22 protein-coding genes and 3 tRNA genes are annotated in these 24,982 nt (G+C 32.7%); 18 read left to right on the top strand and 7 right to left on the bottom strand.

The genetic code is table 11. The annotated features are described in order from the left end of the window. Positions 1 to 28: 28 nt before the first annotated feature. From tsaD to Q0807_RS10475, 9 genes are all read left to right on the top strand, one after another. Complete coding sequence (tsaD, locus tag Q0807_RS10515; protein WP_299109493.1) at positions 29 to 1,051, top strand: tRNA (adenosine(37)-N6)-threonylcarbamoyltransferase complex transferase subunit TsaD; 1,023 nt, start codon at positions 29 to 31, stop codon at positions 1,049 to 1,051. A gap of 125 nt (positions 1,052 to 1,176) precedes the next feature. Continuing rightward, on the top strand, positions 1,177 to 1,809 hold the full coding sequence (locus tag Q0807_RS10510; protein ID WP_299109491.1) for a peptidylprolyl isomerase: 633 nt from the start codon (positions 1,177 to 1,179) through the stop codon (positions 1,807 to 1,809). Continuing rightward, the gene (locus tag Q0807_RS10505) at positions 1,809 to 2,513 is read left to right on the top strand and encodes a 16S rRNA (uracil(1498)-N(3))-methyltransferase (protein WP_299109488.1); all 705 of its coding nucleotides are present in this window, start codon (positions 1,809 to 1,811) and stop codon (positions 2,511 to 2,513) included. Before Q0807_RS10510 ends, Q0807_RS10505 begins: the two co-directional genes overlap by 1 nt. A gap of 1 nt (position 2,514) precedes the next feature. Beyond that, positions 2,515 to 3,156 (top strand): DUF4159 domain-containing protein, encoded by a 642-nt coding sequence (locus Q0807_RS10500; RefSeq protein ID WP_299110224.1) that lies wholly within the window; start codon positions 2,515 to 2,517, stop codon positions 3,154 to 3,156. A 21-nt stretch (positions 3,157 to 3,177) separates the two neighbouring features. After that, positions 3,178 to 3,843, top strand: coding sequence for a hypothetical protein (locus Q0807_RS10495; protein ID WP_299109485.1), 666 nt, complete (start codon positions 3,178 to 3,180; stop codon positions 3,841 to 3,843). A gap of 5 nt (positions 3,844 to 3,848) precedes the next feature. Continuing rightward, entirely contained in the window at positions 3,849 to 4,181 is a 333-nt protein-coding gene (locus Q0807_RS10490; protein ID WP_299109482.1) for a hypothetical protein, read from the top strand. Between the two features lie 219 nt (positions 4,182 to 4,400). Beyond that, entirely contained in the window at positions 4,401 to 4,904 is a 504-nt protein-coding gene (locus tag Q0807_RS10485; protein WP_299109480.1) for a TrmH family RNA methyltransferase, read from the top strand. A gap of 48 nt (positions 4,905 to 4,952) precedes the next feature. Continuing rightward, on the top strand, positions 4,953 to 6,041 hold the full coding sequence (locus Q0807_RS10480; RefSeq protein WP_299109478.1) for an AI-2E family transporter: 1,089 nt from the start codon (positions 4,953 to 4,955) through the stop codon (positions 6,039 to 6,041). Between the two features lie 6 nt (positions 6,042 to 6,047). Further along, positions 6,048 to 7,229 (top strand): class I SAM-dependent methyltransferase, encoded by a 1,182-nt coding sequence (locus Q0807_RS10475; protein ID WP_299109475.1) that lies wholly within the window; start codon positions 6,048 to 6,050, stop codon positions 7,227 to 7,229. Here Q0807_RS10475 and Q0807_RS10470 read toward each other — a convergent pair. Then, on the bottom strand, positions 7,216 to 7,647 hold the full coding sequence (locus Q0807_RS10470; protein WP_299109472.1) for a hypothetical protein: 432 nt from the start codon (positions 7,645 to 7,647) through the stop codon (positions 7,216 to 7,218). The two genes, Q0807_RS10475 and Q0807_RS10470, sit on opposite strands and share 14 nt — an antisense overlap. A 470-nt stretch (positions 7,648 to 8,117) precedes the next feature. On the opposite strand from Q0807_RS10470, the gene Q0807_RS10465 reads away from it, so the two are divergent. The 3 genes from Q0807_RS10465 to Q0807_RS10455 all read left to right on the top strand — a co-directional run bounded on the left by Q0807_RS10465 (position 8,118) and on the right by Q0807_RS10455 (position 8,441). Next, positions 8,118 to 8,206 (top strand) — tRNA-Ser (locus Q0807_RS10465). Positions 8,207 to 8,259: 53 nt separating this feature from the next. Beyond that, positions 8,260 to 8,334: transfer RNA gene (locus Q0807_RS10460), tRNA-Pro, on the top strand. A 33-nt stretch (positions 8,335 to 8,367) separates the two neighbouring features. Further along, a tRNA-Arg gene (locus tag Q0807_RS10455) sits at positions 8,368 to 8,441 on the top strand. Positions 8,442 to 9,414: 973 nt separating this feature from the next. Here Q0807_RS10455 and Q0807_RS10450 read toward each other — a convergent pair. Further along, positions 9,415 to 9,669 (bottom strand): helix-turn-helix transcriptional regulator, encoded by a 255-nt coding sequence (locus Q0807_RS10450; RefSeq protein ID WP_299109469.1) that lies wholly within the window; start codon positions 9,667 to 9,669, stop codon positions 9,415 to 9,417. 357 nt (positions 9,670 to 10,026) lie between these two features. On the opposite strand from Q0807_RS10450, the gene Q0807_RS10445 reads away from it, so the two are divergent. The 5 genes from Q0807_RS10445 (at position 10,027) to Q0807_RS10425 (ending at position 18,888) form a co-directional block, all read left to right on the top strand. Next, a complete protein-coding gene (locus tag Q0807_RS10445; RefSeq protein WP_299109466.1) occupies positions 10,027 to 10,560 on the top strand; it encodes an RNA polymerase sigma-70 factor in 534 nt (177 codons plus the stop codon). 138 nt (positions 10,561 to 10,698) lie between these two features. Next, entirely contained in the window at positions 10,699 to 11,790 is a 1,092-nt protein-coding gene (locus Q0807_RS10440) for a FecR family protein (RefSeq protein ID WP_299109462.1), read from the top strand. Positions 11,791 to 12,245: 455 nt separating this feature from the next. Then, entirely contained in the window at positions 12,246 to 15,188 is a 2,943-nt protein-coding gene (locus Q0807_RS10435; protein ID WP_299110222.1) for a SusC/RagA family TonB-linked outer membrane protein, read from the top strand. 10 nt (positions 15,189 to 15,198) lie between these two features. Next, positions 15,199 to 16,599, top strand: coding sequence for a RagB/SusD family nutrient uptake outer membrane protein (locus tag Q0807_RS10430; RefSeq protein ID WP_299109460.1), 1,401 nt, complete (start codon positions 15,199 to 15,201; stop codon positions 16,597 to 16,599). A gap of 192 nt (positions 16,600 to 16,791) precedes the next feature. Beyond that, on the top strand, positions 16,792 to 18,888 hold the full coding sequence (locus Q0807_RS10425; protein ID WP_299109457.1) for a zinc-dependent metalloprotease: 2,097 nt from the start codon (positions 16,792 to 16,794) through the stop codon (positions 18,886 to 18,888). A gap of 96 nt (positions 18,889 to 18,984) precedes the next feature. Here the strand turns inward: Q0807_RS10425 and Q0807_RS10420 are convergent, their stop codons facing one another. From Q0807_RS10420 to Q0807_RS10400, 5 genes are all read right to left on the bottom strand, one after another. Further along, positions 18,985 to 19,260 (bottom strand): DUF6520 family protein, encoded by a 276-nt coding sequence (locus tag Q0807_RS10420; RefSeq protein ID WP_299109454.1) that lies wholly within the window; start codon positions 19,258 to 19,260, stop codon positions 18,985 to 18,987. A 98-nt stretch (positions 19,261 to 19,358) separates the two neighbouring features. Beyond that, positions 19,359 to 20,453, bottom strand: coding sequence for a hypothetical protein (locus tag Q0807_RS10415; RefSeq protein ID WP_299109451.1), 1,095 nt, complete (start codon positions 20,451 to 20,453; stop codon positions 19,359 to 19,361). Continuing rightward, positions 20,450 to 20,896, bottom strand: coding sequence for a MauE/DoxX family redox-associated membrane protein (locus tag Q0807_RS10410; protein ID WP_299109448.1), 447 nt, complete (start codon positions 20,894 to 20,896; stop codon positions 20,450 to 20,452). Before Q0807_RS10410 ends, Q0807_RS10415 begins: the two co-directional genes overlap by 4 nt. A 96-nt stretch (positions 20,897 to 20,992) precedes the next feature. Then, on the bottom strand, positions 20,993 to 21,964 hold the full coding sequence (locus tag Q0807_RS10405; protein WP_299109445.1) for a helix-turn-helix domain-containing protein: 972 nt from the start codon (positions 21,962 to 21,964) through the stop codon (positions 20,993 to 20,995). 29 nt (positions 21,965 to 21,993) lie between these two features. After that, positions 21,994 to 22,368 (bottom strand): hypothetical protein, encoded by a 375-nt coding sequence (locus tag Q0807_RS10400; protein ID WP_299109443.1) that lies wholly within the window; start codon positions 22,366 to 22,368, stop codon positions 21,994 to 21,996. 196 nt (positions 22,369 to 22,564) lie between these two features. On the opposite strand from Q0807_RS10400, the gene Q0807_RS10395 reads away from it, so the two are divergent. Continuing rightward, positions 22,565 to 24,967 (top strand): aminotransferase class I/II-fold pyridoxal phosphate-dependent enzyme, encoded by a 2,403-nt coding sequence (locus Q0807_RS10395; protein ID WP_299109440.1) that lies wholly within the window; start codon positions 22,565 to 22,567, stop codon positions 24,965 to 24,967. The last annotated feature ends 15 nt before the right edge of the window (positions 24,968 to 24,982 follow it).

The following is a 24,982-nucleotide window of genomic DNA, read 5'->3' as shown; positions in this document are numbered from 1 at the left end:
TTAACAATTATTGTGCCTAATATCGACTATGGAAAAAGAAAATATTTACATCCTCGGAATTGAGTCATCTTGTGACGATACATCAGCTGCAATATTATGTAACGACCGTATTTTAAGCAATGTAGTAGCAGACCAAAAAATCCATGCAGAATATGGTGGTGTTGTACCAGAATTAGCATCGCGTGCACATCAACAAAATATTGTTCCTGTGGTTCACCAAGCAATTGAAAAAGCAGGAATTAAAAAAGAAGAGCTAAGCGCAATTGCTTTTACACGTGGTCCTGGTTTAATGGGTTCTTTGTTAGTTGGTACATCGTTTGCTAAATCTTTGGCTTACGGTTTAGATATTCCTTTAATAGATATTAACCATATGCAAGCGCATATTTTAGCACATTTTATAGACGAAAAAGACCATAACAAGCCTCCATTTCCTTTTTTAGCAATGACCATTTCTGGAGGGCATACTCAGATTGTAAAAGTAACAAGCCATTTTGAAATGGAAGTTTTAGGAGAAACTATTGATGATGCTGTTGGCGAAGCTTATGATAAAAGCGGAAAAGTTTTAGGACTAGGCTATCCTGCTGGTCCTGAAATAGACAGAAGAGCGCAACTGGGAAATCCCAAAGCATATCAGTTTACAAAACCAAAAGTTGATGGATTGAATTTTAGCTTTTCTGGATTAAAAACCAATATTCTTTATTTTGTTCAGCGTGAAGTGAAAGCTAATCCCAATTTTATTAAAGAGAATATTAATGATATTTGTGCTTCAATTCAATATACTATTATCGGAATTTTAATTGCAAAATTAAAATTAGCCGTGAAACAAACCGGAATTAGCCATATTGCAATTGGTGGAGGCGTTTCTGCAAATTCGGGTATTAGAAAAGCATTAAAAGATGCTGAAGGCAAATTTGGCTGGACGAGCTACATTCCTAAATTTGAATACACTACTGATAATGCTGCAATGATTGCCATTGTTGGTTATTTGAAATACTTAGAAAAGGATTTTTCAGATTTTGATGTAATGGCTACAGCACGTTTGAAGTTGTAATAAACTAAATACTTGCATAATTTTCTAAATTGTTAAAACATCTGTTAACATCTTTATCACTTTACTTTTATTGTATCTCTAATTTTAGTTGTTTTGTAATACCTTAAATCAAAACCTAATTAAACATGAAGTATTTATTTACGCTTTTCCTATTTATTCCGTTATTCAGTTTTTCTCAAGACACATTAGAACAACAACTAGATTCAATTTCTAGCTCTGAAGAAGCAACGACTTTTTTAAAAGAAAATAAACCAAAACAAGGCAAAATTTTCACCTTTAACAAAGCAAAACACAAAACCAGATTAGCTAACGATTTATTTAATTTAGCCAAAGGCGGAAAAAAAGTAATTAAAACTGACTTTAAAAAAACCTACTATAAAGTCATTGATAAGTCTGAAGTGATGTATTCAAAATTCGACATTATTGTATTTGATGCTTCAAAAACTTCTTTAGAAGATGTCATTGTAAAAAGAAATAAAGTCCTAGCCCTGCATAATGAAGGCTATAGATTTAAAGATTTAGCAAAGCATAATTCTTCTGGTCCTACAGCGAAAATGGGAGGCGATACTGGTTGGATAAAAACTGGTGATATGTCTACTGCTTTTGACGAAGTAGCTTTTAACGAAAAGCATCCTTTAAACGAAGTATTTACTGTTGATGACATAGAAAATAACAAATACTATTTAGTTGTTAAAACCGAAGTAAAAACACCTATTGAAGAGATAACAGTTTTAAAATTTTCTGAAGATTTAGATTAATGCAACTATTTTATAATCCAAATATTTCTGATAACGACATCAGCTTTAAATTCGACAAAGACGAAAGCAAACATATTGCCAAAGTTTTAAGAAAAAAAGAAGGTGACATTTTACACATTACTAACGGAAAGGGTTGGCTTTTTACCGCAGAAATAACTATTGCAGAACAAAAAAACTGTGTTGTTTCTATTATTTCTAAAACCTTGCAACCTAAACGAAATTACAATTTACATTTGGCTGTTGCGCCTACAAAAATGAATGATAGATACGAATGGTTTTTAGAAAAAGCAACAGAAATAGGTATAGCAACCATTACACCTATTATTTGTGACCATAGTGAACGTAAGGTTGTAAAAACAGAGCGATTTGAAAAAATTATTCAGTCTGCAATGAAGCAATCCTTACAATGTTATTTACCAAAGCTGAATCCTCCTATTGGTTTTAAAGAATTTATTATTCAAGAATTTAATAATCAAATTTTCATTGCGCATTGCGAGGAAACGGATAAAAAATCATTAAAATCTCAATTAAAAGCGGCTATTGATTGTACTATTTTAATCGGACCAGAAGGCGACTTTAGCGTTAAAGAAATTGAAATGGCTTTGCATCGCAACTTTATTCCTGTAACTTTGGGTGAGACACGCTTTAGAACTGAAACAGCAGCAATTGCAGCTTGTCATTCTGTAGCCTATACTAATGAGTAATATGAAAGTTTATTTCACTATCGCCTTTTCTATATTTTCTTTAATCCTTTTTTCTCAGGATGTAGCCATTCTAAAATACAAAGGTGGTGGAGATTGGTACAGTAATCCTACCGCATTACCAAATTTGGTAAAATACTGTAATGATAATATTGATACAAATATTAACCAAAGTGTGCAAACTGTTGAAGTTGGAAGTACTGATATTTTTCAATTTCCTTTTTTGCATATGACAGGTCATGGAAATGTTTTCTTCAGTGATGATGATGCTGAGAACTTAAGAAGTTATTTAATTTCTGGTGGATTTCTTCATATTGATGATAACTACGGAATGGAACCTTATATTACCAAAGAACTAAAGAAAGTATTTCCAAATAGTGAATTGGTTGAAATACCCAAGAATCATGAAATTTTTAGTTCAGCTTTTGAATTCACAAATGGATTACCAAAAATTCATGAGCATGACGGTAAAGCACCTCAAGCTTTTGGAATATTCCAAGAAGATCGACTCGTCTTGTTATTCACTTTTGAAAGTGATCTAGGTGATGGATGGGAAGACCAAGAAGTACACAATGACCCAGAAGATGTTAGGGAAAAGGCTTTGAAAATGGGCGCCAATATTATAAAATATGCTTTTGAAAATTAAATGAAAAATATAATTTTTAATATGAAAAATCTACTTGTTATTATAGTGTTATTGACAACCATCAACGTATCTGCTAAAGAATATTACAAAACAAGCATAGTATTTACAAATGGTGAAACTATAGAAGGTTTTGCTACACTTCCCTCCAATGCAATGCTAAAAAGTTCAATTACTTACAAAACAACAATAGAAGGAAAGACAAAGAAAATTAAAAATAATACCATTTATCAAGTCTCTTATTATTATAATAATTTAGAATATTTGTTTGAAAGGAATAATTACACATATCCATATAAATCTAAAAAAAACAAGCCCAATAAAAAAGTAAAAATGATGGGTGGTAAATTTTGGTTTTTAGTTAGACTAAATGAGCCTGAGTTAAATGTTTATAATCTAGCAGAGACTTATTTTTTTAACAATAACAATGTATTAGTTTCTAGAACTGGTAATAGTAGTTTCATCATTGATACTATTTCATTTTTATTTAAACGTCCAGGAGAAGAATTACCGACTTTCATAACAACATATGGAGAGGGTTTTGGTCACATTAATAAAAACAGAGGATTTAGAAATAGAGCTTCTGAATATTTTAAGGATACACCTCAGTTATTAATTAGAATTGAAAATAAAGAATTTAAGTGTGTAGACTACATGGAGTTAGCAGAAGCCTATATTAGCTATCAATAATTTATATGAAATTAAGTTACCGTTGTAGTTCTTGCAAAAAAGATAATACTATAAAAACCAAAGCAACAGACAGATATGGTTTGCTAATGGAACGAGGAAGTAATGAATTTAATGAACGCTGTAAACATTGTGGCCATTTCACTAAAAAGCATATTAACCGATTATATGCAGACGATAATTACACATATGTTATAGCCGGACTTGCTATTGCTGCAGTTGCGACATACTTTATGTGGGATTTTGGTTTTATTTCAACCTTAACAGGAACAATTCCTATTTGGTTTTGGTCAGAAATGAAAAGAAAGTCTAGTAAATTTAACGGCACAATGGTAAAATAAACTATGGAAAAGTTTTCACTTAAATATAAGATAATTGCTTTATTACTTGTTTTGATTTTCACATTTCAAACCATGGAATCTATAAATGAACATTCTTATTCAATAGTTATCAATAGTTATCATTTAGATTACTCATACATATCTCCTACTCCAGCTCATTTAGCATTTCATTGTAGTTTATACAATTGTAATTTTTAGATTTTTAATTCAATTATTGAAATGCAACTCACCCACTATACGTCGAATTTCAAAAAACAGAAACATTCAATATTAGTTGTTTGTGATAACGTAACCAATGCGCCTAATATTGGGAGCTTGTTTAGAATAGCAGATGCATTTGGAATTGAAGAACTTATTTTTTGTGGTGCAGAAATTTCTATTGGTAAACGAGTCTCAAGAACATCACGTTCTACAGAAAAATATGTTCAGCATAGCATAACGGAAAATATAGAAACTCAAATAGCGACTTTAAAAGCAAATAATTATTACCTCATAGCATTAGAAATTACAGAAAACAGCAAACCATTAACTGAATTCAAATTAAAAACGAATCAACCCATTGCTCTAATTTTAGGAGATGAAAATTTCGGTGTTTCTGAGACCATTTTAAAACAAGTTGATGCTGTTGTACACATTAATATGTATGGAAATAATAGTAGTATGAATGTGGTACAAGCAACAAGTATTGCGCTTTATGAAATAACAAAACAACTTAATTCTTAAATTTGTCTTGCTGAATTAATTTCAGCATCTTTGAGTAAATAAAAAGAAATGAATTCAAAAACCTTAGCCAACGGTATCTTAAGAGCATTAGGCATTATTTTGGCAATCGCTTTAATATTGTATTTTCTTTTTAAAATTCAATCTGTAATAATTTACATTGCTATTGCGGCTGTAATCTCATTAATAGGCAGACCAATCATATTATTTTTAAGACGTAAATTAAAATTCAACAATACAGTTTCGGTTGTTGTTACAATGGTTTTATTACTTGGTTTATTAGTTGGCTTGGTTGGTTTATTTATTCCTCTAATAGTAGAACAAGGTCATAACCTTTCACTTTTAAATATTGAGCAATTACAACTAAATGTTGAAGATTTATACGACCAAATAGTTACGTATTTTGAATTTAACAATATTGACGTAGAGCAATCTATAAAAGACTCTAACGTGCTCTCAAAACTAGATTTTGCCATTATACCAGATTTCCTTAACAGTTTTATTAGTGGGTTAGGCAGTTTTAGTATTGGATTATTTTCGGTATTATTTATTTCTTTTTTCTTTTTAAAAGACAGTAAGTTATTTGAAGATGGCATAATGACATTTGTGCCAAGTGGAAACGAACAACGCTCTAAACGCTCTATTAATGCTATAAAAGATTTACTCTCACGTTATTTCGTTGGCCTAATATTTCAAATATTAATTCTATTTGTAATTTACACTGTTGTATTATTAATCTTCGGAATTGATAACGCCATCGTCATTGCTTTTTTGTGTGCTCTACTAAATCTAGTACCTTATGTTGGTCCTTTAGTTAGTGGATTTTTAATGTTGCTATTAAGTATGTCTAGCAATTTAGGAGAGAGTTTTAGTGACGTTATTTTACCAAAAACAACTTATGTAATGATTGGTTTTATCATTGCGCAATTGGTAGATAATTTTTTTAGTCAACCTTATATATTCTCAAAAAGTGTAAAATCTCATCCTTTAGAAATTTTTTTAGTAATTATCATTGCTGGTATTCTGTTTGGTATTGTAGGAATGATTGTGGCTGTACCAACGTATACTGCTATTAAAGTGATTCTAAAAGAATTTTTATCAGATTGTAATATCGTTAAAAAGTTCACAAAAGGTTTATAATTCAATTTGAAAAAAGACATATTAAATACTAAAATTCAAGAATTTATAAATGACAACATAAATTCCGATACTACAAAATTATTATTAAAAGGGGTTCCTTTTAAAAATGTAGGTTCAAAATTAATTGTAGAGCAAATTGAAGCTAAAAAACGATGCTTAAAAAAACTACCCACTTGGTTTAATACCCAAAACATATATTTTCCTAATAAACTAAATATAGAACAAACATCATCTGAAACTACTGCAAATTATAAAGCTAATTTAGTTTCAGGTCAAAGTCTTATTGATTTAACTGGCGGATTTGGTGTAGATACTTTTCATTTTTCGAAACAAGTAGAAAACGTAACACATTGCGAAATAAATAGTGAGCTTTCTAATATTGTTCAATACAATTATGAAGCGCTTAAAATCTCTAACGTAAAGTGTTTAAACCAAAATGGTATAGAAGCTTTAAAACAAATTGACCAACAATTTGATTGGATTTATATTGATCCATCGAGAAGAGATGATTTAAAAAATAAGGTGTTTTTATTAGCTGACTGTGAACCTAATATAAAAACATTTCAAGAATTATTTTTAAAATATTCAAAAAATGTAATGATAAAAACATCGCCTTTATTAGATTTAACAGCAACATTAAGTGATTTACAACATGTAAAAGAAATCCATATTGTAGCCAGTAATAATGAAGTTAAAGAGTTATTATGGATTTTAGAAAGAGATTACAAAGGAGAAACAATAATAAAAACTGTGAATTTAAAACATGTAAACCCACAGTTTTTTGAATATTATTTTAAAGAAGAATCGAAAGCAAATGTTACGTATAGTATGCCACTCTCCTATTTATATGAGCCAAATTCGGCAGTGCTAAAATCAGGTGGATTCAATTCAGTAAGTGAACTTATTAAAATCTACAAACTGCATCAACATTCACATCTTTATACTTCACAAGAACTTTTAGAGTTTCCTGGTAGGAGATTTAAAATAGAACGAATATTACCTTACAATAAGAAAATTATTGCAAAAGAAAATATAAGTAAAGCAAATATCACCACAAGGAACTTTCCGCTTTCAGTTAGTGAGATACGTAAAAAACTTAAAATTAAAGATGGAGGTCAGTCTTACCTATTTTTTACGACAGATATTAATGACAACAAATCTGTAATTATTTGCTCTAAAGTACTATAGGAAGATAAGATACTATTTCATTATTAGCATCTACTTCGATTTCATAAGCTGTACAATTATCCATTTGTATTAAAACTTTATCGTCAGCCACGTTAAAATCTGTTCCCTTCAAAGAAAACATAACAGGACCTTCATTAAAGCTCGCCCAAGATGTTGTTGAGTTTGGAGGAATATTAATAATAGATACAACAGTTGTACCATCTGCTTCTAAAACTTCTAAATTAAATGAAACAGTTCCATTATTAATAACTCTCGTTTTTGGATCTTCATTACTACAAGGATCTAAGGTAGCATCTGTAGTACTTTCAATTTCTGTAGTACTTTCACTTTCAATTGTGTAATCTTCGATTGAAGCTGTACAATCAGTGAACAATAAAATTAGGCCAAGACTAGCCGTTAACTTTAGTAGGTTTTTCATTTTTATTTAATTTTTGAAATAAGTTTTAAAACTTAGATCATTTTAATTTGGGACGGCAAACATATAAAACCAAAAACAAAACACCGATAAAAAGTTCCATATTTTCGACGAAATGCACGATTTTTGACACAAAATGAACTTTGAAATTCATTTTAACGGTAAAATATGCTCTTAATATTTTAAAAGAGAGCTTCGTTATCAAATAGTTATCTCATTTTTTTTATGCTTAAATTTTAGATTAGGTCAAATAAGAGCAATTGCAATTCAGTTTTCATTAATTTGAAAAGAACATAAAAAATAAAAAAATATTTTTTTTTAACACTTATAAGTCTGATAATTATCCCTTTATAAACAAGCTATCAATCATACCAATAAAAATTATTAAAAACTCAATAAAAATGTTGTTTTCTTTAATTTGAAGTACTACATTTGCATCCGCAATTTTAACGAATTACGTTCATTTAAATACTGGAGAGGTGCCTGAGTGGCCGAAAGGAGCGGTTTGCTAAATCGTCGTAGGTGGAAACACTTACCCAGGGTTCGAATCCCTGTCTCTCCGCAAAATTTACTGCAGTAATACGACTGTAAGTATAATTTTTAAGATAATCAATTCGGGGTGTAGCGTAGCCCGGTTATCGCGCCACGTTTGGGACGTGGAGGCCGCAGGTTCGAATCCTGCCACCCCGACTTTTTTGAAATATTTGGAGTTTCACTCTAAATGGTCGCATAGCTCAGCTGGATAGAGCACCTGCCTTCTAAGCAGGCGGTCCTAGGTTCGAATCCTAGTGCGATCACAAAAAGCCTTAACATTTATTGTTAAGGCTTTTTTGTGTTTAATAAACACCCTCATGAGCTTGTAAGTCAGAAAGTTACACTTTTTTATTATTAATAAAAACAAGCCTAAATTTCACGAAAATTATAACTATATATTAATTAATGAGTAAAATAATTTTAGTAGGATTTCTCGATTACGCACACTTTACGCACACAAATTGATTTTTAACACTATTTTAATAAAATTTGATAGTAATTATTAATAATTGATAGGTACAAATCAAAAACCAAGAAAATCTTTGTTTATATGCTATTTTACGGTTGTCAATACCACAAAGCTTGCTAGATGTTTACTATCTTGTTAATAGTAGTAAATAAACATTTAAAACAGGTCTACCAAATGCTAAAACTGGATTAACATATGGCAATACTTATCAAAGTAATTTGATGAATAATTTATAAGGGCTTAATTGGTTTTTAACACGGCATTTCATGACAAAGCCTTTTATTAAGCATTTAATATTCCGTCTGTATATTTCTTTCAATTTATCACTTGTCTCAATTCAGTTGGCAAAAATCACAATAAACAACCAACTTACTAAAAAGTTTTCTTTTAAAATAAATGATGAAATTTAATGTTTAATTGTGTAAAGATTCTCCGTCATGCCGAATCGAATTCAGTATGACGGAGAATGTCATGAAACAACTATAGCTCTTGAAAAGCATAAGCTACTTTGAAAAACTCAAACTTAGAAATAAATGTTTTTCCTAACTTTAACTATGGCAAAATCAAAACTCCCGAGATGGATTAGAATCCTTCGCTATTATCTAAATTGCTTGTGGTACTATGTTTTGTTTCCATTAGGTGCCGAAGAAGACGACTTTACGAAACAATGGAAAAAGAGAAATTAAGTCTTCTTAACTTATACGATAACGAATCCTCAAATTAAGACGTTATAATTGATATCATTAATACTATAATTAAATATTATTTTAACAATCAGAAAATAATTCACTATCAAAAAAATCTTTTAATGATATATTAATCATTTTACAGAATCGGTTTATAGTATGTATGGAAATACCTCTGCTATCTTTAGTGTTTTCCCAACGGCTAATTATTTGTCTATCTACAAAATGAGCTTCAGCAAATTTAGATTGACTTTTATTCACGTTCAATCTTAATTCTTTCACTCTTAATGCTACTCTTTTATTAAATTCTATATCTTCTGACTTCAATTTGGACATACTGCAATTTTGACATTTAATTAATAAATGTTGTAATCCATTTGGATGACAAAAAATAAATTTGTTATATTTGTAATCAATTACATAAATTTGCGATTCTTCGTATTTAAAAATATTTGAAGCCATCGCTTTGAGTCTCTCAATAGAAAACTGGTAATTTTTGCAGATGAGATGATAAGTAGATAGGCTCACGTCCCGGGCGTGAGCTCTCTTATCTCTGCACGGTATACCAGTACCTCTATTGGATAAGTTGAGTTCCACGCCCTATTTTTTCTGCATAGTTTGAAAATTAATAAAACGCATGGTACTCTACATTAAAAGGAAATTTTAAAAATTCCCTTTAAATACCAATGCATTATGTCTGAAGGCAAAGTACACCCCAAAAATTTGGACGGGTTTAAGTCACTTTTTGAGACCCTCTACCCTTCGCTGTGCTTATTTGCCAACAAATATCTCAATGATATGGATATGGCTAAGGATATTGTACAAGAGGTATTTATTAAGATCTGGGAACGAGACACCCCATATCCAAATTTTTATGCGATAAAATCTTTGTTGTATAAATCCGTTAAAAACCGCTGTTTAGACTATCTGAAAAGTAAATATCATAGAAGTATGGTTCAGCCTCCTGATATTGACTTTGACCATATGGTAACCAACACGTTTTTTTATACCCAATTAACACTTATTGATACCTATGCCCAGCTAGAGACTGCCATAAAGCAACTGCCCAAAAAAAGTGAAGCTGTTATTAGACTAACTCTAAATGCCTATACTAATAAAGAAATCGCTGAAGAACTCTCTATAAGCAAAAACACCGTTAAATCTCAAAAGCGTATTGCTTATAAGAAGCTAAGGCATGCTCTTGGCAGCCTCCTAAATATTTTTTAATTCTTTTTTACACCCTCTTTTTAACTTTTGTCGTTTTGGTGTTATAACCCAAGGTTTATAATGACAATTTTTAGAGACATATTTAAACTCAGCAAGAAGCTATCTAAAGCTTTGCTTGAAAATAAAGGCTTCCGAGATTTGGAAGCGTCTGATTTGTTTTCAGATGATGCCAAGACGCATATTATACAACATCTGTCTAACGAAGCCATTAAAGAAAATTTAGAACTACTTAACCAAATTGATAAAGAGGCGGATTGGAAAAACGTAGCGGAAGGTATCTCTGGTTATGGTAAAGTAAAACCTAAAAAGCATTCTTCTATTTCTTCTTTTTACAAAATAGCCGCTGCTATTCTGATATTTATTTCTATTGGTTATCTGACAATTAACAATAGCATCGAAAATGAGGATTTAGATACCTCAACTACCGAAATTTTAGCAGGAACGGATAAAGCCATTTTAACGCTAGATGATGGTAGCGCTATAGTTCTTGATGAGAAAAAACAATATAAAAATGCTATGGTTAAAAGTGACGGCGAGCGCTTAACGTATACCAAAGCCAATACCTCGTCTAAACGCTCTTTTAATTATCTCACAGTTCCTAGAGGTGGGCAGTATCAAATTGCATTATCTGATGGCACTTTAGTCTGGTTAAATGCAGACAGTAAACTAAAATATCCTGTAAATTTTGTTGAAGGAGAGCCTCGCACTGTTGAGTTAGTCTATGGCGAGGCTTACTTTGAAGTATCACCTAGTGCCGAGCATCAAGGTAATCATTTTAAAGTGCTAACAAAACAACAAGAGGTGGACGTTCTCGGCACAATATTTAATATAAAGGCCTACAATGATGAGCCCTATATGTATACCACGTTGGTTGAGGGCCATATAAATATTCTTGTAGGCGATACCTTAGAGGTATTAATCCCCAATGAACAAACTCAGATAGACCTGAGAACAAACCAGTTGACTAAGTCTATAGTGAACGTGGATTATGATGTGGCTTGGGTTAAGGGCTACTTTAATTTTAAAGATACCTCTTTAAAAGATATTATGCGCGTTCTATCCCGATGGTATGATGTTACTATCACCTTTGAAACACAAGCTTTAGAACATGTAAAATTCAGTGGGCTACTCCATAAGAAACAGAATATTGAAGATATTTTAAACGGAATTAAAAACACAAAATTTATAAATGACTATGACCTAAAAAACAAGACGATTACAATTAAATAAGAAAAGGGAATAAAGCTACTACCTGGACAGTAACGCGCTAAATCCCCTTTATACATTAACCGGTTTTAAACCAATTAACGCACAAATTTATGCAAATTAAATTTACAAGCATGCATTTCTTTCGATGGAAAGGAATTTCGATGTTCATCATGAAAACTTTTTTACTACTATTCTGCACTACTGCTTTTAGTCTTGTACCAAGCGCTACTTTTTCGCAAAATGAGAAAGTGACCATCAACTCAGATAAGACTATGACTATTTATGAGGTGTTGGAACTAATAGGAAAACAAACAGAATGTACATTTATTTACCAGTCTGATATATTTAAAGATGTACCAGTTATTCCTCTAACGAAGGGTGTAATTAAGGTTATAGAATTATTACAGCAATATCTTCCAGAATCGGATTACACTATCACAACGACTAACGACACTTATATTACCATTAGTAAAAAGGTGTCAACACCAACAAAACAGCGTCAAATTGAAGTTAAGGGCCAAATTACAGACACCGCAGGACTTCCTATTTCTGGTGCGTTTATAGCTATACAAGGCAGGAATAGAGGCACTACGTCGTTAATTGATGGCACCTATAGTATAAATGCTAGAGCTGATGATATCCTTGTCTTTTCTTATTTAGGTTTTTTGACCCAGACTATTCCTGTTGATGGCCAACAAGACATTAATGTACAGTTGCAAGACGATGTTACCGCATTTGATGCTGTTACCCTTAATGCTGGGTATTACTCTGTTAATGAAAGCGAAAGCACCGGTAGCATAGTAAAAGTAACCCAAAAGGATATAGAACAACAACCGATTTCTAACCCATTGGCTGCGCTGCAGGGAAGAGTTTCTGGAGTAGAGATTGTGCAAACCTCTGGCGTGGCAGGTGCTGGGTTTGATATAAAAATTAGAGGGCAGAATAGTATTCGTACTAATGGAAATAATCCTTTATTTGTAATAGATGGTGTCCCTTTTTCATCGTCAAGTCTGGGGGAGCAACAAGCTTCTATAATCATTCCAGGAACTGGTATAAGTCCATTAAACAACATCAATCCTACAGATATTGAAAGTATTGAAATACTTAAAGATGCAGATGCCACGGCTATTTATGGTTCTCGTGGTGCGAATGGTGTCGTTTTAATTACGACGAAAAAAGGCAACTATGGAGATACTAAGGTACAGTTGAATGTCCTTTCAGGATTCGGAAGTGTTACCAATACTATGGATCTACTTAACACTGCCGATTATTTAAATATGCGTAGAGAGGCCTTTTTTAATGATGGTATTGACCCTGTGCCTTTCAACGCTTATGATATCAATGGCACTTGGGATGAAACCAAAAATACAGATTGGCAAAAAGTATTATTCGGAAAAACCTCATACATCACAAATTATCAAGGCTCAATATCTGGTGGTAATGCGCAAACGCGCTTTTTAATTAGTGGTAATGCGCATAAACAAACGAGCGTCTTTCCAAACGATTATCAAAATGATAAGATATCTGGATTAGCAAATTTGACTCACACTTCTAAAGATGAGACATTGTCTATTCAATTTTCAACGAGCTATACCTCCAACAAAAATAATCTTCCAAGCGACGGTCTGTTAGTATTCGAAGCTTTTCAACTAGCTCCTAACCCACCAACTCTATATACAGATGACGGCAGTTTAAATTGGGAAAACTCCACTTGGAGTAATCCTTTGAGCAGACTAGAAGGTGTTTACAATGCCAATGCCTCAGCTTTAATAAGTAATTTTAATGTCCATTATGAAATTCTCAATAATCTCAAATTTGTTTCAAATTTCGGCTTTACGGAAAATCATCTAACAGAATTAAATACGGTACCATCCACCATCTACGATCCAGCCTTCGGTGTGGGTGCAGAATCATCGTATGCTGTACATAACACATCGAATCGTACCTCTTGGATTATTGAGCCACAATTGCACTGGAATTATGATTTAAACGATACACGTTTAGAAGTCTTGGCTGGACTATCATTTCAGGATCAAAAAGATAGCCGTATATCTCAATTTGCGTTTGGGTTCTCTAACAATAACTTTATTGAAAACGTTTCAGCTGCCTCCAATTTGTTTCCCCTTGCAGACATCGATGAAAATTACCGTTATCAAGCCTTTTTTGGACGTATCAATATTAATCATAAAGGAAAGTATTTGTTGAACCTAACGGGTAGAAGAGACGGATCGAGTCGTTTTGGGCCTAACAAACGCTTTTCAAACTTTGGAGCCTTAGGAACTGCTTGGATTTTTTCAGAAGAAGAATTTATCAAATCCGCTATACCATGGCTAAGTTTTGGGAAGTTAAAAGCGAGTTACGGGACATCAGGGAATGACCAAATTGGGGACTATCAATATCTAGACACCTATTCGTTTGGAAGTAACCAATACCAAAATACGACTGGCCTATTACCTACCCGATTGTTCAATCCTGATTACAGTTGGGAATCAAATAAAAAGTTAGAATTTTCAATGGAACTTGGGGTATTAGATGATACTATTTTTATCAGTGGGAATTATTATCGTCATAGATCTTCCAATCAGCTGGTTGGTATTCCATTGCCTTCTACTACAGGGTTTAGTTCCATTAATGCAAATCTTAATGCGACTGTCGAAAACACGGGTTGGGAATTTTCTATAAATACAATTAATATTAAGACTCATAATTTTAAATGGTCAACATCTTTTAATCTTACCATCCCTAAGAATAGATTAATAGGATTCCCTGACCTAGAAGGCTCTACCTATGCCAATCAATTGGTTATAGGAGAGCCTTTAAATATTATAAAAACATATCAGTTAAATGGTGTTGATTCCGAAACTGGCTTATATGAATTTGAAGACTTCGATAACGATGGCATCATTTCTAGCCCAGATGACAGACAATTGGTTAAAGACCTAAATCCTAAATATTTTGGTGGATTCACCAATACTCTAACTTATGGTAAATTCACCATGGATGTATTGTTTCAATTCACAAAACAGCTTGGCTTTAATTATTGGTCTAATGGCGGAGTTCTTCCTGGCGGTATGGCCAATCAACCTGATCTAGTTCTCCAACGATGGCAAAATCCGGGAGATCAATCGTCTATTCAACGGTTCTCTTCTGGCCTAGACCCAGATGGTTTACAAGCATTCAATACTTATACACAAAGTGATGCTGCAATTTCTGATGCTTCCTATTTGAGATTAAAAACGTTATCGCTGGCTTTTGAATTATCGAAAAAAGAAAACTCAAGATTTGGATGTACTGTGTTTTTAAGAGGACAAAACCTTTGGACATTGACCAATTACATTGGTTTAGACCCAGAGACTAGAAATAATCAAACCCTGCCTACTTTAAAGATGATAACGTTGGGCACTCAAATAACATTTTAAAACCAAAGTCATGAATATATTATATATAAATACTAAAACATTTAAAATACTGTGGGTAACCTTAATACTTATTATTCCCATTTTTAACTCATGTGAAGATTTTGTAGAGGTTGACGCCCCTAACAATCAACTGAATGGTTCTGATGTATTTGAAAATGCGGATACTGTTGACGCCGCCTTTGCGCACATATATAGTCAATTAAGAGAAAATGCATTTACGGATGGTTCTATTTCTGGCCTATCTTATTTAATGGGGCATTACACTGATGAATTGACGCTTTATAGTGGGAGTTTGCCATCCGTTGAAACCTATACAAATAACACTGTTCTGCCCTCTGATCAAACGATTAAAAAATGGTGGGATACGAGTTATAATCTCATCTATGCAACGAATAGCATTCTTGAAGGCGTTGAGAATTCCACAACACTCACACTAGATGAAAAATCTCGATTTTTGGGTGAAGCCTATTTCTTAAGGGGATTTATTCATTTTTATTTAGTGAATCTTTATGGTGATATTCCCTACATTGAACATACAGATTATAGGCTAAATAGTAGTGTTTCAAGATTGGAAGAAAGTGAAGTCTATACTAAAATCATTTCTGACTTACTACAAGCAAAGTCATTACTAACAGGGGACGATACCACTTTTTCTAATCTAAAACCTAATCGATTTGTGGCATCTGCATTATTATCGAGAGTTTATCTTTATCAAGAAGAATGGCAAATGGCCCTTAGTGAATCTCTTGAAATTATTGACAGTGGGAACTACAATTTAAATTCTGATTTAAGTCAGGTTTTTGTAAAAAGCAGTACTGAAACACTGTGGCAATTGGGTTCTGGATTTTTTGGAACAAATACAAAAGAGGCTGTTACATTTATCTTTGTATCAGGACCTCCACCAAACTCTTCTTTATCTAACTTTTTACTGAATGATTTTGAAGCTGGCGATGCCCGATTTACAAATTGGGTAGGATCGGTTTCGGAAGGCTCAGAGACTTGGTATTTCCCTTTCAAATATAGATTAAATGTGCCTACTGGAAGTACTGAAGAGTGTTCAATCTTATTCAGATTAGCTGAATTATATCTTATTTCTGCAGAAGCACATGCGCAATTAGGAAATCTATCCGAAGCAAAAAATTTACTGAACGTCATTAGAGATAGAGCCATGCTCAATTCAATAACGTCCAACAATCAGAGCGAAATTCTTAACGCTATTCTAAAAGAAAGACAAATTGAATTATTCAGTGAACTGGGACATCGCTTTTTTGATCTTAAACGTAATGGAAGAGCCAACGACATTCTTTCGCCTATAAAGCCAAATTGGAATACTACGGATTTATTACTGCCAATACCTGATTCAGAACTCCTATTAAACCCTAACCTATTGCCTCAAAATGACGGCTATTAAGAAAACGTGATTATGCAAAAACTCAATAATCCCAGCCATAGTATTCCATTTTTCAAAGGTAAACTTTTGTTTCATTTGATTAGTTTGTTAGTCACCTGCTCCACAATGGGGCAGGACAACAAATTTATCAATGCCTACTTGGAAAATGATAAGGCATATCTAGAAATAAAAAATGAACACCTTGATACTCCCATGCTTTTTGTAAGGCATGATATTGGACATAATCAAGTCGTTTGGTCTAAAGAAGGCAATCATATTCTTTTAACAATTCCGCAAATAAAATCGTCCTCTGGAGTACTTATTCCAGTAAACTACGATTATAGAAATGAATCTAATCTTATAGGTAGATTTCCAATTATTGAAGAGAAAAGCCACTCTGATTTATTTTATATTGATGTCACTAAACTTCTTTTTAATTCAACTCTAAAATGGAATCCTAAAAATTTAGATCCAGTCTTAACTGAAAGATCTTATGTGAAAAGTATTCATTTCTTAAAAAATGAAACAATCGTTAGTACTGTGCAAACTATTCAGCGAGACAGTAATCAAAAAACAGATAATGTAAATTTCAGTTTCTATAAATTACCGAATTTAATGAAATCAAGGGCATTTGATCATCGCATGGGTTTCACAATTGAAGATGAATATGACAGAATTAACGGCTTCGCTGCATCTCCCAGAGCAAACATTATGCGATGGCGTTTAGAGAAGGAAGGGGACAAAAGCAAACTAAAAAACCCTTTAAAACCCATCGTATTCTATTTTGACCCAATGATGCCAGAGCAATGGAAACCCTATGTAAAAGCTGGTGTTATGGAATGGTTGCCCTCATTTGAAGCTGCTGGATTTACAAATGCAATTGAAATTAGAGAATTTCCTATTAAAGACTCCCTTTGGATGCTAAACTCCGTTAACTATTCCATTATACGTTGGGCGAGCCCATCAAATATACGTGGAGGTGAAAATAATAGTGGGTCGACGATAGATATTATATCTGACCATCGTTCAGGAGAAATATTGAAATCAGATATTATTTTAAACAGTTCTTACCAGAATTTATCAGATAATTATTTAGTACGATGTGCCCCTATGGATAAACGCGCCCAACACTATCCGTTTGGAGAGGAACTTATGGGTAAGCTCATACAATTCGTTACTGCTCATGAAGCAGGACATGCCTTTGGAATTAAAGATGCCGATTTTGGGGAATTTGCGTATCCATTTGAAATGATGCGTGACGAAAAATGGTTGGAGGACATGGGGCATACACCGAGCATAATGAGTTATGCAAGACACAATTATATTGTGCAACCTGAAGACCGTATTTCTCCGGACTTGCTAATTCAGAAAGTTGGCCCAACAGATCATTATCAAATAAAATGGGGATATAAAATCTTTACGGAAAATGAGAAATCAAATCTTGAAAATTTAATTTTGGTACAAGATGCTACACCTTATTATCGTTATCATAATCAATACCCTAAAACCATTGGTCCAGGTAATACAAATGAAGTCGTTGAGAGCAATGATCCTATTAAAAGTACCCAACTTGGCTTAAAAAATATAAAAAGGGTGTTGGAACTCTTACCAAAAATAAACGAAAGTCAAAAAGATTATGTTCTATTGGATAGATTACATAAAAAAACGTTAGAACTATGGTATCATCAAATGAGTCAAGTTACCTCATTAATAGGTGGATATACCATACAGTATAAATCGGGCTCACAATCGGGACCTGTTTATACTCCTATTCCGAGGGAAGTTCAGTTAGAAGCGCTAGATTTTTTGTTAAGTCATGTTTTTGAAGTTCCAGACTGGTTAAAGCACCCCTCTTTTTTGAACAAATTACAGTATTCTACGGATGCTGATCTTTTAATGAATTACCAATTAAAAATAATGTCGGAACTAATAGAACCCTATAGGATGAACAGACTAGAGGAAATGGAAAAACACGACGCTTACAATGGAATTACAACTGAAATATTAGAAACATTAAGAAATAAACTTTTTATCGATTTTGATTGGCGTAACTCACTTACTGATAGCCGCAAATTAGAACTACAACTTGCTTATATCAGCTTACTTCAGGCGTCGATTCTTCAAGAAAAGAATTACCTATATGTAGGATTAGGCCATACCTATGGATTTTATAGCTCGTATATAAAAAGTATTTACGCTGGAGAATTATTGATTTTAAATGATGTCATACGAGACTTGAAAACAAAAATAAATAACCAAATTGTTTTGGGCCATTTGAATTTATGTCTAAAGAAGATACCATTAAATTAATCAATAAGAGGTTACCAAAAATATCTAGAGCAATCAAGTTATCCTAACTGCAATTATATTGATGCGTAACCTCTTAAATCTCAAAATGGACTTGTATTAGTTCGTTCGTTTCAACTGAATAATACAAGAGGTTCCATTTAACAATCTAAATACTTGCTGACCATTAACGGTGCACAACTCATCGCCTCCCACAGAACAATCCACATTGACCGATTGACATGGTTGTCCTGGAATAGTATTCGCAGTATAACCAGTGATCATGGCAAAATCGTCATCGACATTGGTATGATCAGGAGTCGTAAAGGCACTAGCAGTAAACGCAAAAATTATTGCAATTACTGGCATTAAAAATTTGAATTTTTGAATTTTCATAATATATAATTTAAATTAAAAATTGTGATTTACTCTTTTTTACGGGTTTTCAATCTTAATCCCGCTACTGGCCAGTAGATAAATATTTTTATCATCTTCTAATTAATCTCATCAGAGTTCCTAGGTGTGGTTTTAAATTGTTCTTTATTGATTTCATAAACAGAAACTTTATCATCGATAAGTCCAATCATGAATGTGTCATTCATACTGAATTCTCTCATTTTTTCTTTACCAATATCATAGAAGTAAAAACTAAATTCATAGGATTCTTTTTGCCAATTATAAACATCGACAATAGAAGCTTCATTTAACATTATTTCATCCTCGTACTTCCCTAGCCTGTCCGATTTAATTAGAATCAAATCTTCATACATTATTGCAAGTTTATTTACGATAGTTGGAGGCGCATTAAATTTAGTCACATTGCTATTTTCTATATTGACAATTTGAAGTTGAGCAATTTTTATTGTGTCAATACTGCGTTGTCGTTTAATAAGATTGAGATCTGAATCCATCAACATAAATTCATTTCGATAGTAATAAACGTATCCTTGAGAATTTGATTTGGAAGAAGACACCATAAGTCCATCAACGTCAAAAACACCATCGAATTGCTTTTCAAGAAGATCAGAATTTAAAAATATTGAAGCTGTATCGCTCTCTTGTTTTTGTATTAATCCAAGCGTTGTCATCAGGCTTTCGCTATCCGTTGTACTAATGTAAACCTTGTTGCTATCAATTGGAATGGCATTGCTAAAGTAGGCGTAATTCTCCATCCATAAATGTGCTTTCCAGTCACCAATTCTTCCTCTATATATGCAAGGCACGGTTCCGTCCATTATAAAAAAGTAAGGTGGTTTTAATTTTACCTTTAATGACCGAAACGTAAAGTTATTATTTTCTAAGGTGAGTTGAATATGGTTTGTATCCTTCGTTTTAAGATTAATTTCAAGAAGATGCAAAGGAGCCGTTTTGTTTCCCAAATATAAATGATCACCATCAAAACCAGAAACGTAGTAAGAATTAAATCTGACAGATAAATCGTATTTTTTAGTTATTGGATGATGTGGATATCGTCTTGTAAAAGCATTATTTCGGTGGACTGTGTGTTCTGATAATAAAAACAGAACAATAACCGTTAGAGAACTGAAAATTCCAACACTGAACAAAATGATTATTTCTCGAGTTTTCATAAGAGTTTATTTGTCTTGTGATTTTTATTAGTGGTAAAAACAATACCTAAGATTGCAATTGCAATAAGTAGAACATTAAGTAACATATGTTCTGTCCAACTTAATTTCTCCAACACTCCACCGCAAGAACATGGTATAAAATCACTGAAATTTAGAATGATAATTATATAGGTAGTAAACATTATCATTAATGAATAGCTAGCAAAAAATGCGTAATACACATATTTAGGAAAAGACAAAAATGCAACAATTAGTAATTCTAATATTGGTATTCCCCATGAGACCCACTCTGCATAAGCTGTTAATATTGGTGATTGCCCTAATTGAATCTGAAAATTGCTAAAATCTAAAAACTTACTACTTGCAGCATACACAAATAATATTATTAATAGAGTTCTTGCTATTGTTGGTATACTATCAACTATATTATTGAACTTAATCATATCATTTAGTTTAATATGGTAAAATTCAGTATAAAAAATTGTTTTCAGAGTTTAATCTATTGACTATAAGGGATTAAGTAATTATAGACTAAGAAATTAGTCAGAGGGTAAGATCGAATTATTTCTCAAGGCGCTTGGAGAATACCCATATCGCTTTTTGAAAGATCTAGAGAAATGGGGCATACTTTTAAATCCAACGGTATAAGCAATTGATTTGAGCGATACATCGCTATATTGAATCATCATTTGAGCTTTTCGTAATCGTTCTTGCATTAAAAACCGATGAACAGTAGTTCCATACAATTCTTTAAATCCGTATTTTAATTTAAATTCATTAGTTCCAATTTGTAGTGCAAAATCTTTTAGAGAAGGGAAATCGCTCTCCAAATTATTGATGATTGTATCATGACCTTCGCGTATTTTGCGAATATCCTCAAAACTCAATCTTATTTTTGGCTTATTAGATTTACTTTTGATTTCTGAATTAAATTTACCAACTTTTATAACGCGTTGCTTTAAATCTGCATCCAATTGATTTCGAAAATTAGAATGGTGTACGATGGTTATAAGTGTCTTCTTATCATTTATTGTAGAATCATTAAATTTTGAGATATATGCAATTTTAGGAATAATAAGATTTCCTTTAGACTTAAACTGTATTGCGATTGAAGTATCAAAAAACGCTTTATTTTTAAGCTGTTTCCATATGACGTTCCACTTTTTTATAGATTTCTCGGTTATGAAGTTTTTAAAATTATGACCAACAATATCGTGTTGTAAACGAGATAAAACGTTACAGGTTTGTTGATTAATCATTTGTATAATTCCCCTGTCATCAAGTATAAAACTCATTTGAACAATATCAAGAGTGGTTTGATCAGTATTTGCATAGCCTTGATGTACTATAGTATCCTGTATCTCTTCGGCCAACATATTGAGCGTTAATATAAGTGCCTCAATATCATCATTTTCAGAATTACGCTCAATACGATAGAAGAAATTACCAGAAGCCATTTCCAGCAACATCGTATTGATGACTTGCATTCTATGATTTAAACTGGTATCCATTCATTCTGTAAATTGCTCTATTCTGAAAATCATTTATATGAGTTTAAAAACTTTAAGGCCAAATCAAAATTACTAAAAGCTTTTGTGGGGATTGTAGGTGTGTTGGTACGTAAATAGAATTCTGATAACATCTCTGAAACTGGAGAATCTACAATAAATGCTACTGCTTTGACTAAAATAGACCCCTCTATAGCTAAATAAGACCTGGCCGCTTTGTTAACTTCCTTAATATGCCGAACATCACAGAGCACTGGTAAATAAAGTCCCTCATGGATTGAAAGTCGTTCTTTTACAATATAAACTGCTGCAGGCAAATCTAAAATAACATCTTTAGTATATGTTACATATAAAATGCCATCAATAAGTTTATATGAAGCATATTCATTTTCAATAGCTATTGGCATAATGATTAGAAAACTGGTTGATTATAAAATTACGAAATAATCAATATAACATTTGCATATTTCTCAATTAGCATTAGTCAATATGGATTAATATTTGCTTACAAAGGATTAAGAATTGACTCTAAAGGATTTAGAAGTATCAAGATTTCTCATTGTCTAACAAAAGATATTAACTTAATATTCTAAATTATTGAAGATGGCAAAAATTAAGCACAACAACTTTTTAGATACAGTAAATAATGTATTTACAGATGCGATAGATGAGGGCATACTTCATCTATATGCCGAAGGCGAAAGTTTTAACGGAAGAACTATAGGAGTAAAAAACAAAAAATTATTCCATTTTGGCACAACAGGTTATTTGGGGCTGGAACAAGACTCCAGATTGAAAGATGCCGCAATTAGTGCAATACAACGATACGGGACTCAGTTTCCTTTATCAAAATCGTACATCTCCAATCCACTGTATAGACAACTAGAGGAAAAGGTTTCAGAAATGTACAATCACCCCGTTGTCATCACAAAAAATAGCACCTTGGGTCATCTTGGTGTGATTCCTAGCGCTGTCAGAGATCAAGATGCCATTATTCTCGATCACCAAGTACATTGGAGTGTTCAGAGCGCAGCTAAAGTTTTAAAATTAAGAAGTGTTCCTGTAGATATGGTTCGGCACAACGATTTGAACATGTTAGAAGATAAAATTAAATTGTATTCAAATACTAAAAATAAAATATGGTATATGGCTGATGGTATTTATTCCATGTTCGGCGACTTCGCTCCTGTAAAAGAATTAAAGACATTAAGCTTAAAATATCCGCAATTACATCTTTATTTTGATGATGTCCATGGCATGAGTTGGATTGGAAAAAATGGGACAGGTTACGTCATGAGTGAAATAGATGAACTATCAGAAAACATGCTACTTTTCGGAACCTTAAGTAAAACCTTTGGCGCGAGCGGTTCGGTGTTGGTCTGCTCAAATAAAAAATTGTATCAAGAGATAAAAACCTTTGGAGGGCCTTTGACATTCTCTGCGCAATTAGAGCCAGCATCTGTTGCGGCTGCCACGGCTTCTGCTGAGATTCATCTCTCACCAGAAATCAACGAACTTCAGGAGGATCTAAAGCTCAGAATTGATTATTTTAATGAATTGGTAAAACAAACGGTTCTACCGCTTGTCGATAAGAACAGATCTCCTGTGTTTTTTATCGGCACTGGCATGCCAAAGACTGGTTATAACTTTATCAATCGATTAATGAACGAAGGTTTCTATGTGAACTTAGGAATGTTTCCAGCTGTACCTGTAAAAAATACTGGCGTTAGAATAACCATCTCTAGACACAATCAACGGGAAGAAATAAAAGCTTTGGTGGATGCTATGGAATACCATTTACCTAAAGCTATCGAGGAAACCCATACGAACTTACGTCGTGTTTATGAAGCATTCAAATTAGAGCCAAAAACCTCCACAGATACCTCATCTAGCTCAGAATTAAAAATGCAAATTGAAACTAGCATTTCGAATATAGACAAAGTCACCTGGAACAAATTGGTTGGAACTTCAGGAGTTCAGGATTATGAAGGACTTAAATTTATTGAACACACCTTCAGTAATAACGCATTTAAAGAAAATAATTGGGATTTTTGGTATGTAATAATCTATGACCAACATGGACACCCTATTTTGGCTACAGTTTTGTCATCATCGCTTTGGAAGGATGATATGTTAGCTAATTTAAACGCCTCTAAAATTATTGAGAAAAAGCGCATATTAGACCCTTATTACATGACCTCAAAAATTTTAAGTTTAGGGTGTTTATTTACTGAGGGCAAACATCTTTATATCAAAGCTAATCATCCGAGTAAACAAGAAGCTCTAAATATGCTTATGCAAACTTTAGAGACATTGGAACAGCGCTCTAATTCTAAAATGATTGCGCTTCGGGATTTTAGCATGAACAATCGCTTAAATCGTTATTTTCTTGGTCAGGGTTTTGTTAGAATACAAATGCCAAATTCATGTCGCATTAATTTAAGAGCTAATGAATCCATTGAAGCTTATGTATCTCGACTTTCCTCAAGAAACAGAAAACATTTGAGGAAAGACATTTTAGCTTACGAACCCTACTTAAAGATCTCAATCTTACAAACACTCAATAATCACCAACTCAACCAAGTTCATCTATTGTATAACAATGTCCGCTTAAACAACCTTGGACTAAATACCTTTCCGTACCCCATAAACCTGTTCAAAAACATGTCTGAGCATTCCAATTGGGAGTTTATACTCATACATCATCCTGAGCAAACAAACAAAATCATTGGAGTTATGTTTTGTTATAAAAACAAGAATCAAACCTATGCTCCTTCCTTAGTTGGTATTGACTATGATTACCTTAAAATCTTTCAAACTTACAGACAATTATTATATCAAACGCTTAAAAGGGCGATCCAGTTAAAATTTAAAACCATTGATTTGGGAATGACTGCTTCCTTTGAGAAAAAGAAACTTGGTGCTGTGGTAGAAGAGAAATATGCCTATATACAAACTTCAGACAATTACACTTTGGAACTATTGGGACTACTAGAAAGTAATTGAAATCAAATAGTTTGT

It is taken from the genome of uncultured Winogradskyella sp., from assembly GCF_947495255.1.
Classification (GTDB): Bacteria; Bacteroidota; Bacteroidia; order Flavobacteriales; family Flavobacteriaceae; genus Winogradskyella.
This window is presented reverse-complemented; position numbering and strand designations above follow the sequence as displayed.

Coding starts and splice junctions, on each gene's coding strand:
- Q0807_RS10400 (WP_299109443.1), bottom strand. CDS start 22,368: ATGCCAATAGCTATTGAAAATGAATATGCTTCATATAAACTTATTGAT.
- Q0807_RS10445 (WP_299109466.1), top strand. CDS start 10,027: ATGTCTGAAGGCAAAGTACACCCCAAAAATTTGGACGGGTTTAAGTCA.
- Q0807_RS10495 (WP_299109485.1), top strand. CDS start 3,178: ATGAAAAATCTACTTGTTATTATAGTGTTATTGACAACCATCAACGTA.
- Q0807_RS10490 (WP_299109482.1), top strand. CDS start 3,849: ATGAAATTAAGTTACCGTTGTAGTTCTTGCAAAAAAGATAATACTATA.
- Q0807_RS10415 (WP_299109451.1), bottom strand. CDS start 20,453: ATGAAAACTCGAGAAATAATCATTTTGTTCAGTGTTGGAATTTTCAGT.
- Q0807_RS10485 (WP_299109480.1), top strand. CDS start 4,401: ATGCAACTCACCCACTATACGTCGAATTTCAAAAAACAGAAACATTCA.
- Q0807_RS10410 (WP_299109448.1), bottom strand. CDS start 20,896: ATGATTAAGTTCAATAATATAGTTGATAGTATACCAACAATAGCAAGA.
- Q0807_RS10395 (WP_299109440.1), top strand. CDS start 22,565: ATGGCAAAAATTAAGCACAACAACTTTTTAGATACAGTAAATAATGTA.
- Q0807_RS10505 (WP_299109488.1), top strand. CDS start 1,809: ATGCAACTATTTTATAATCCAAATATTTCTGATAACGACATCAGCTTT.
- Q0807_RS10500 (WP_299110224.1), top strand. CDS start 2,515: ATGAAAGTTTATTTCACTATCGCCTTTTCTATATTTTCTTTAATCCTT.
- Q0807_RS10480 (WP_299109478.1), top strand. CDS start 4,953: ATGAATTCAAAAACCTTAGCCAACGGTATCTTAAGAGCATTAGGCATT.
- Q0807_RS10510 (WP_299109491.1), top strand. CDS start 1,177: ATGAAGTATTTATTTACGCTTTTCCTATTTATTCCGTTATTCAGTTTT.
- tsaD (WP_299109493.1), top strand. CDS start 29: ATGGAAAAAGAAAATATTTACATCCTCGGAATTGAGTCATCTTGTGAC.
- Q0807_RS10470 (WP_299109472.1), bottom strand. CDS start 7,647: ATGAAAAACCTACTAAAGTTAACGGCTAGTCTTGGCCTAATTTTATTG.
- Q0807_RS10450 (WP_299109469.1), bottom strand. CDS start 9,669: ATGTCCAAATTGAAGTCAGAAGATATAGAATTTAATAAAAGAGTAGCA.
- Q0807_RS10420 (WP_299109454.1), bottom strand. CDS start 19,260: ATGAAAATTCAAAAATTCAAATTTTTAATGCCAGTAATTGCAATAATT.
- Q0807_RS10430 (WP_299109460.1), top strand. CDS start 15,199: ATGAATATATTATATATAAATACTAAAACATTTAAAATACTGTGGGTA.
- Q0807_RS10425 (WP_299109457.1), top strand. CDS start 16,792: ATGCTTTTTGTAAGGCATGATATTGGACATAATCAAGTCGTTTGGTCT.
- Q0807_RS10405 (WP_299109445.1), bottom strand. CDS start 21,964: ATGGATACCAGTTTAAATCATAGAATGCAAGTCATCAATACGATGTTG.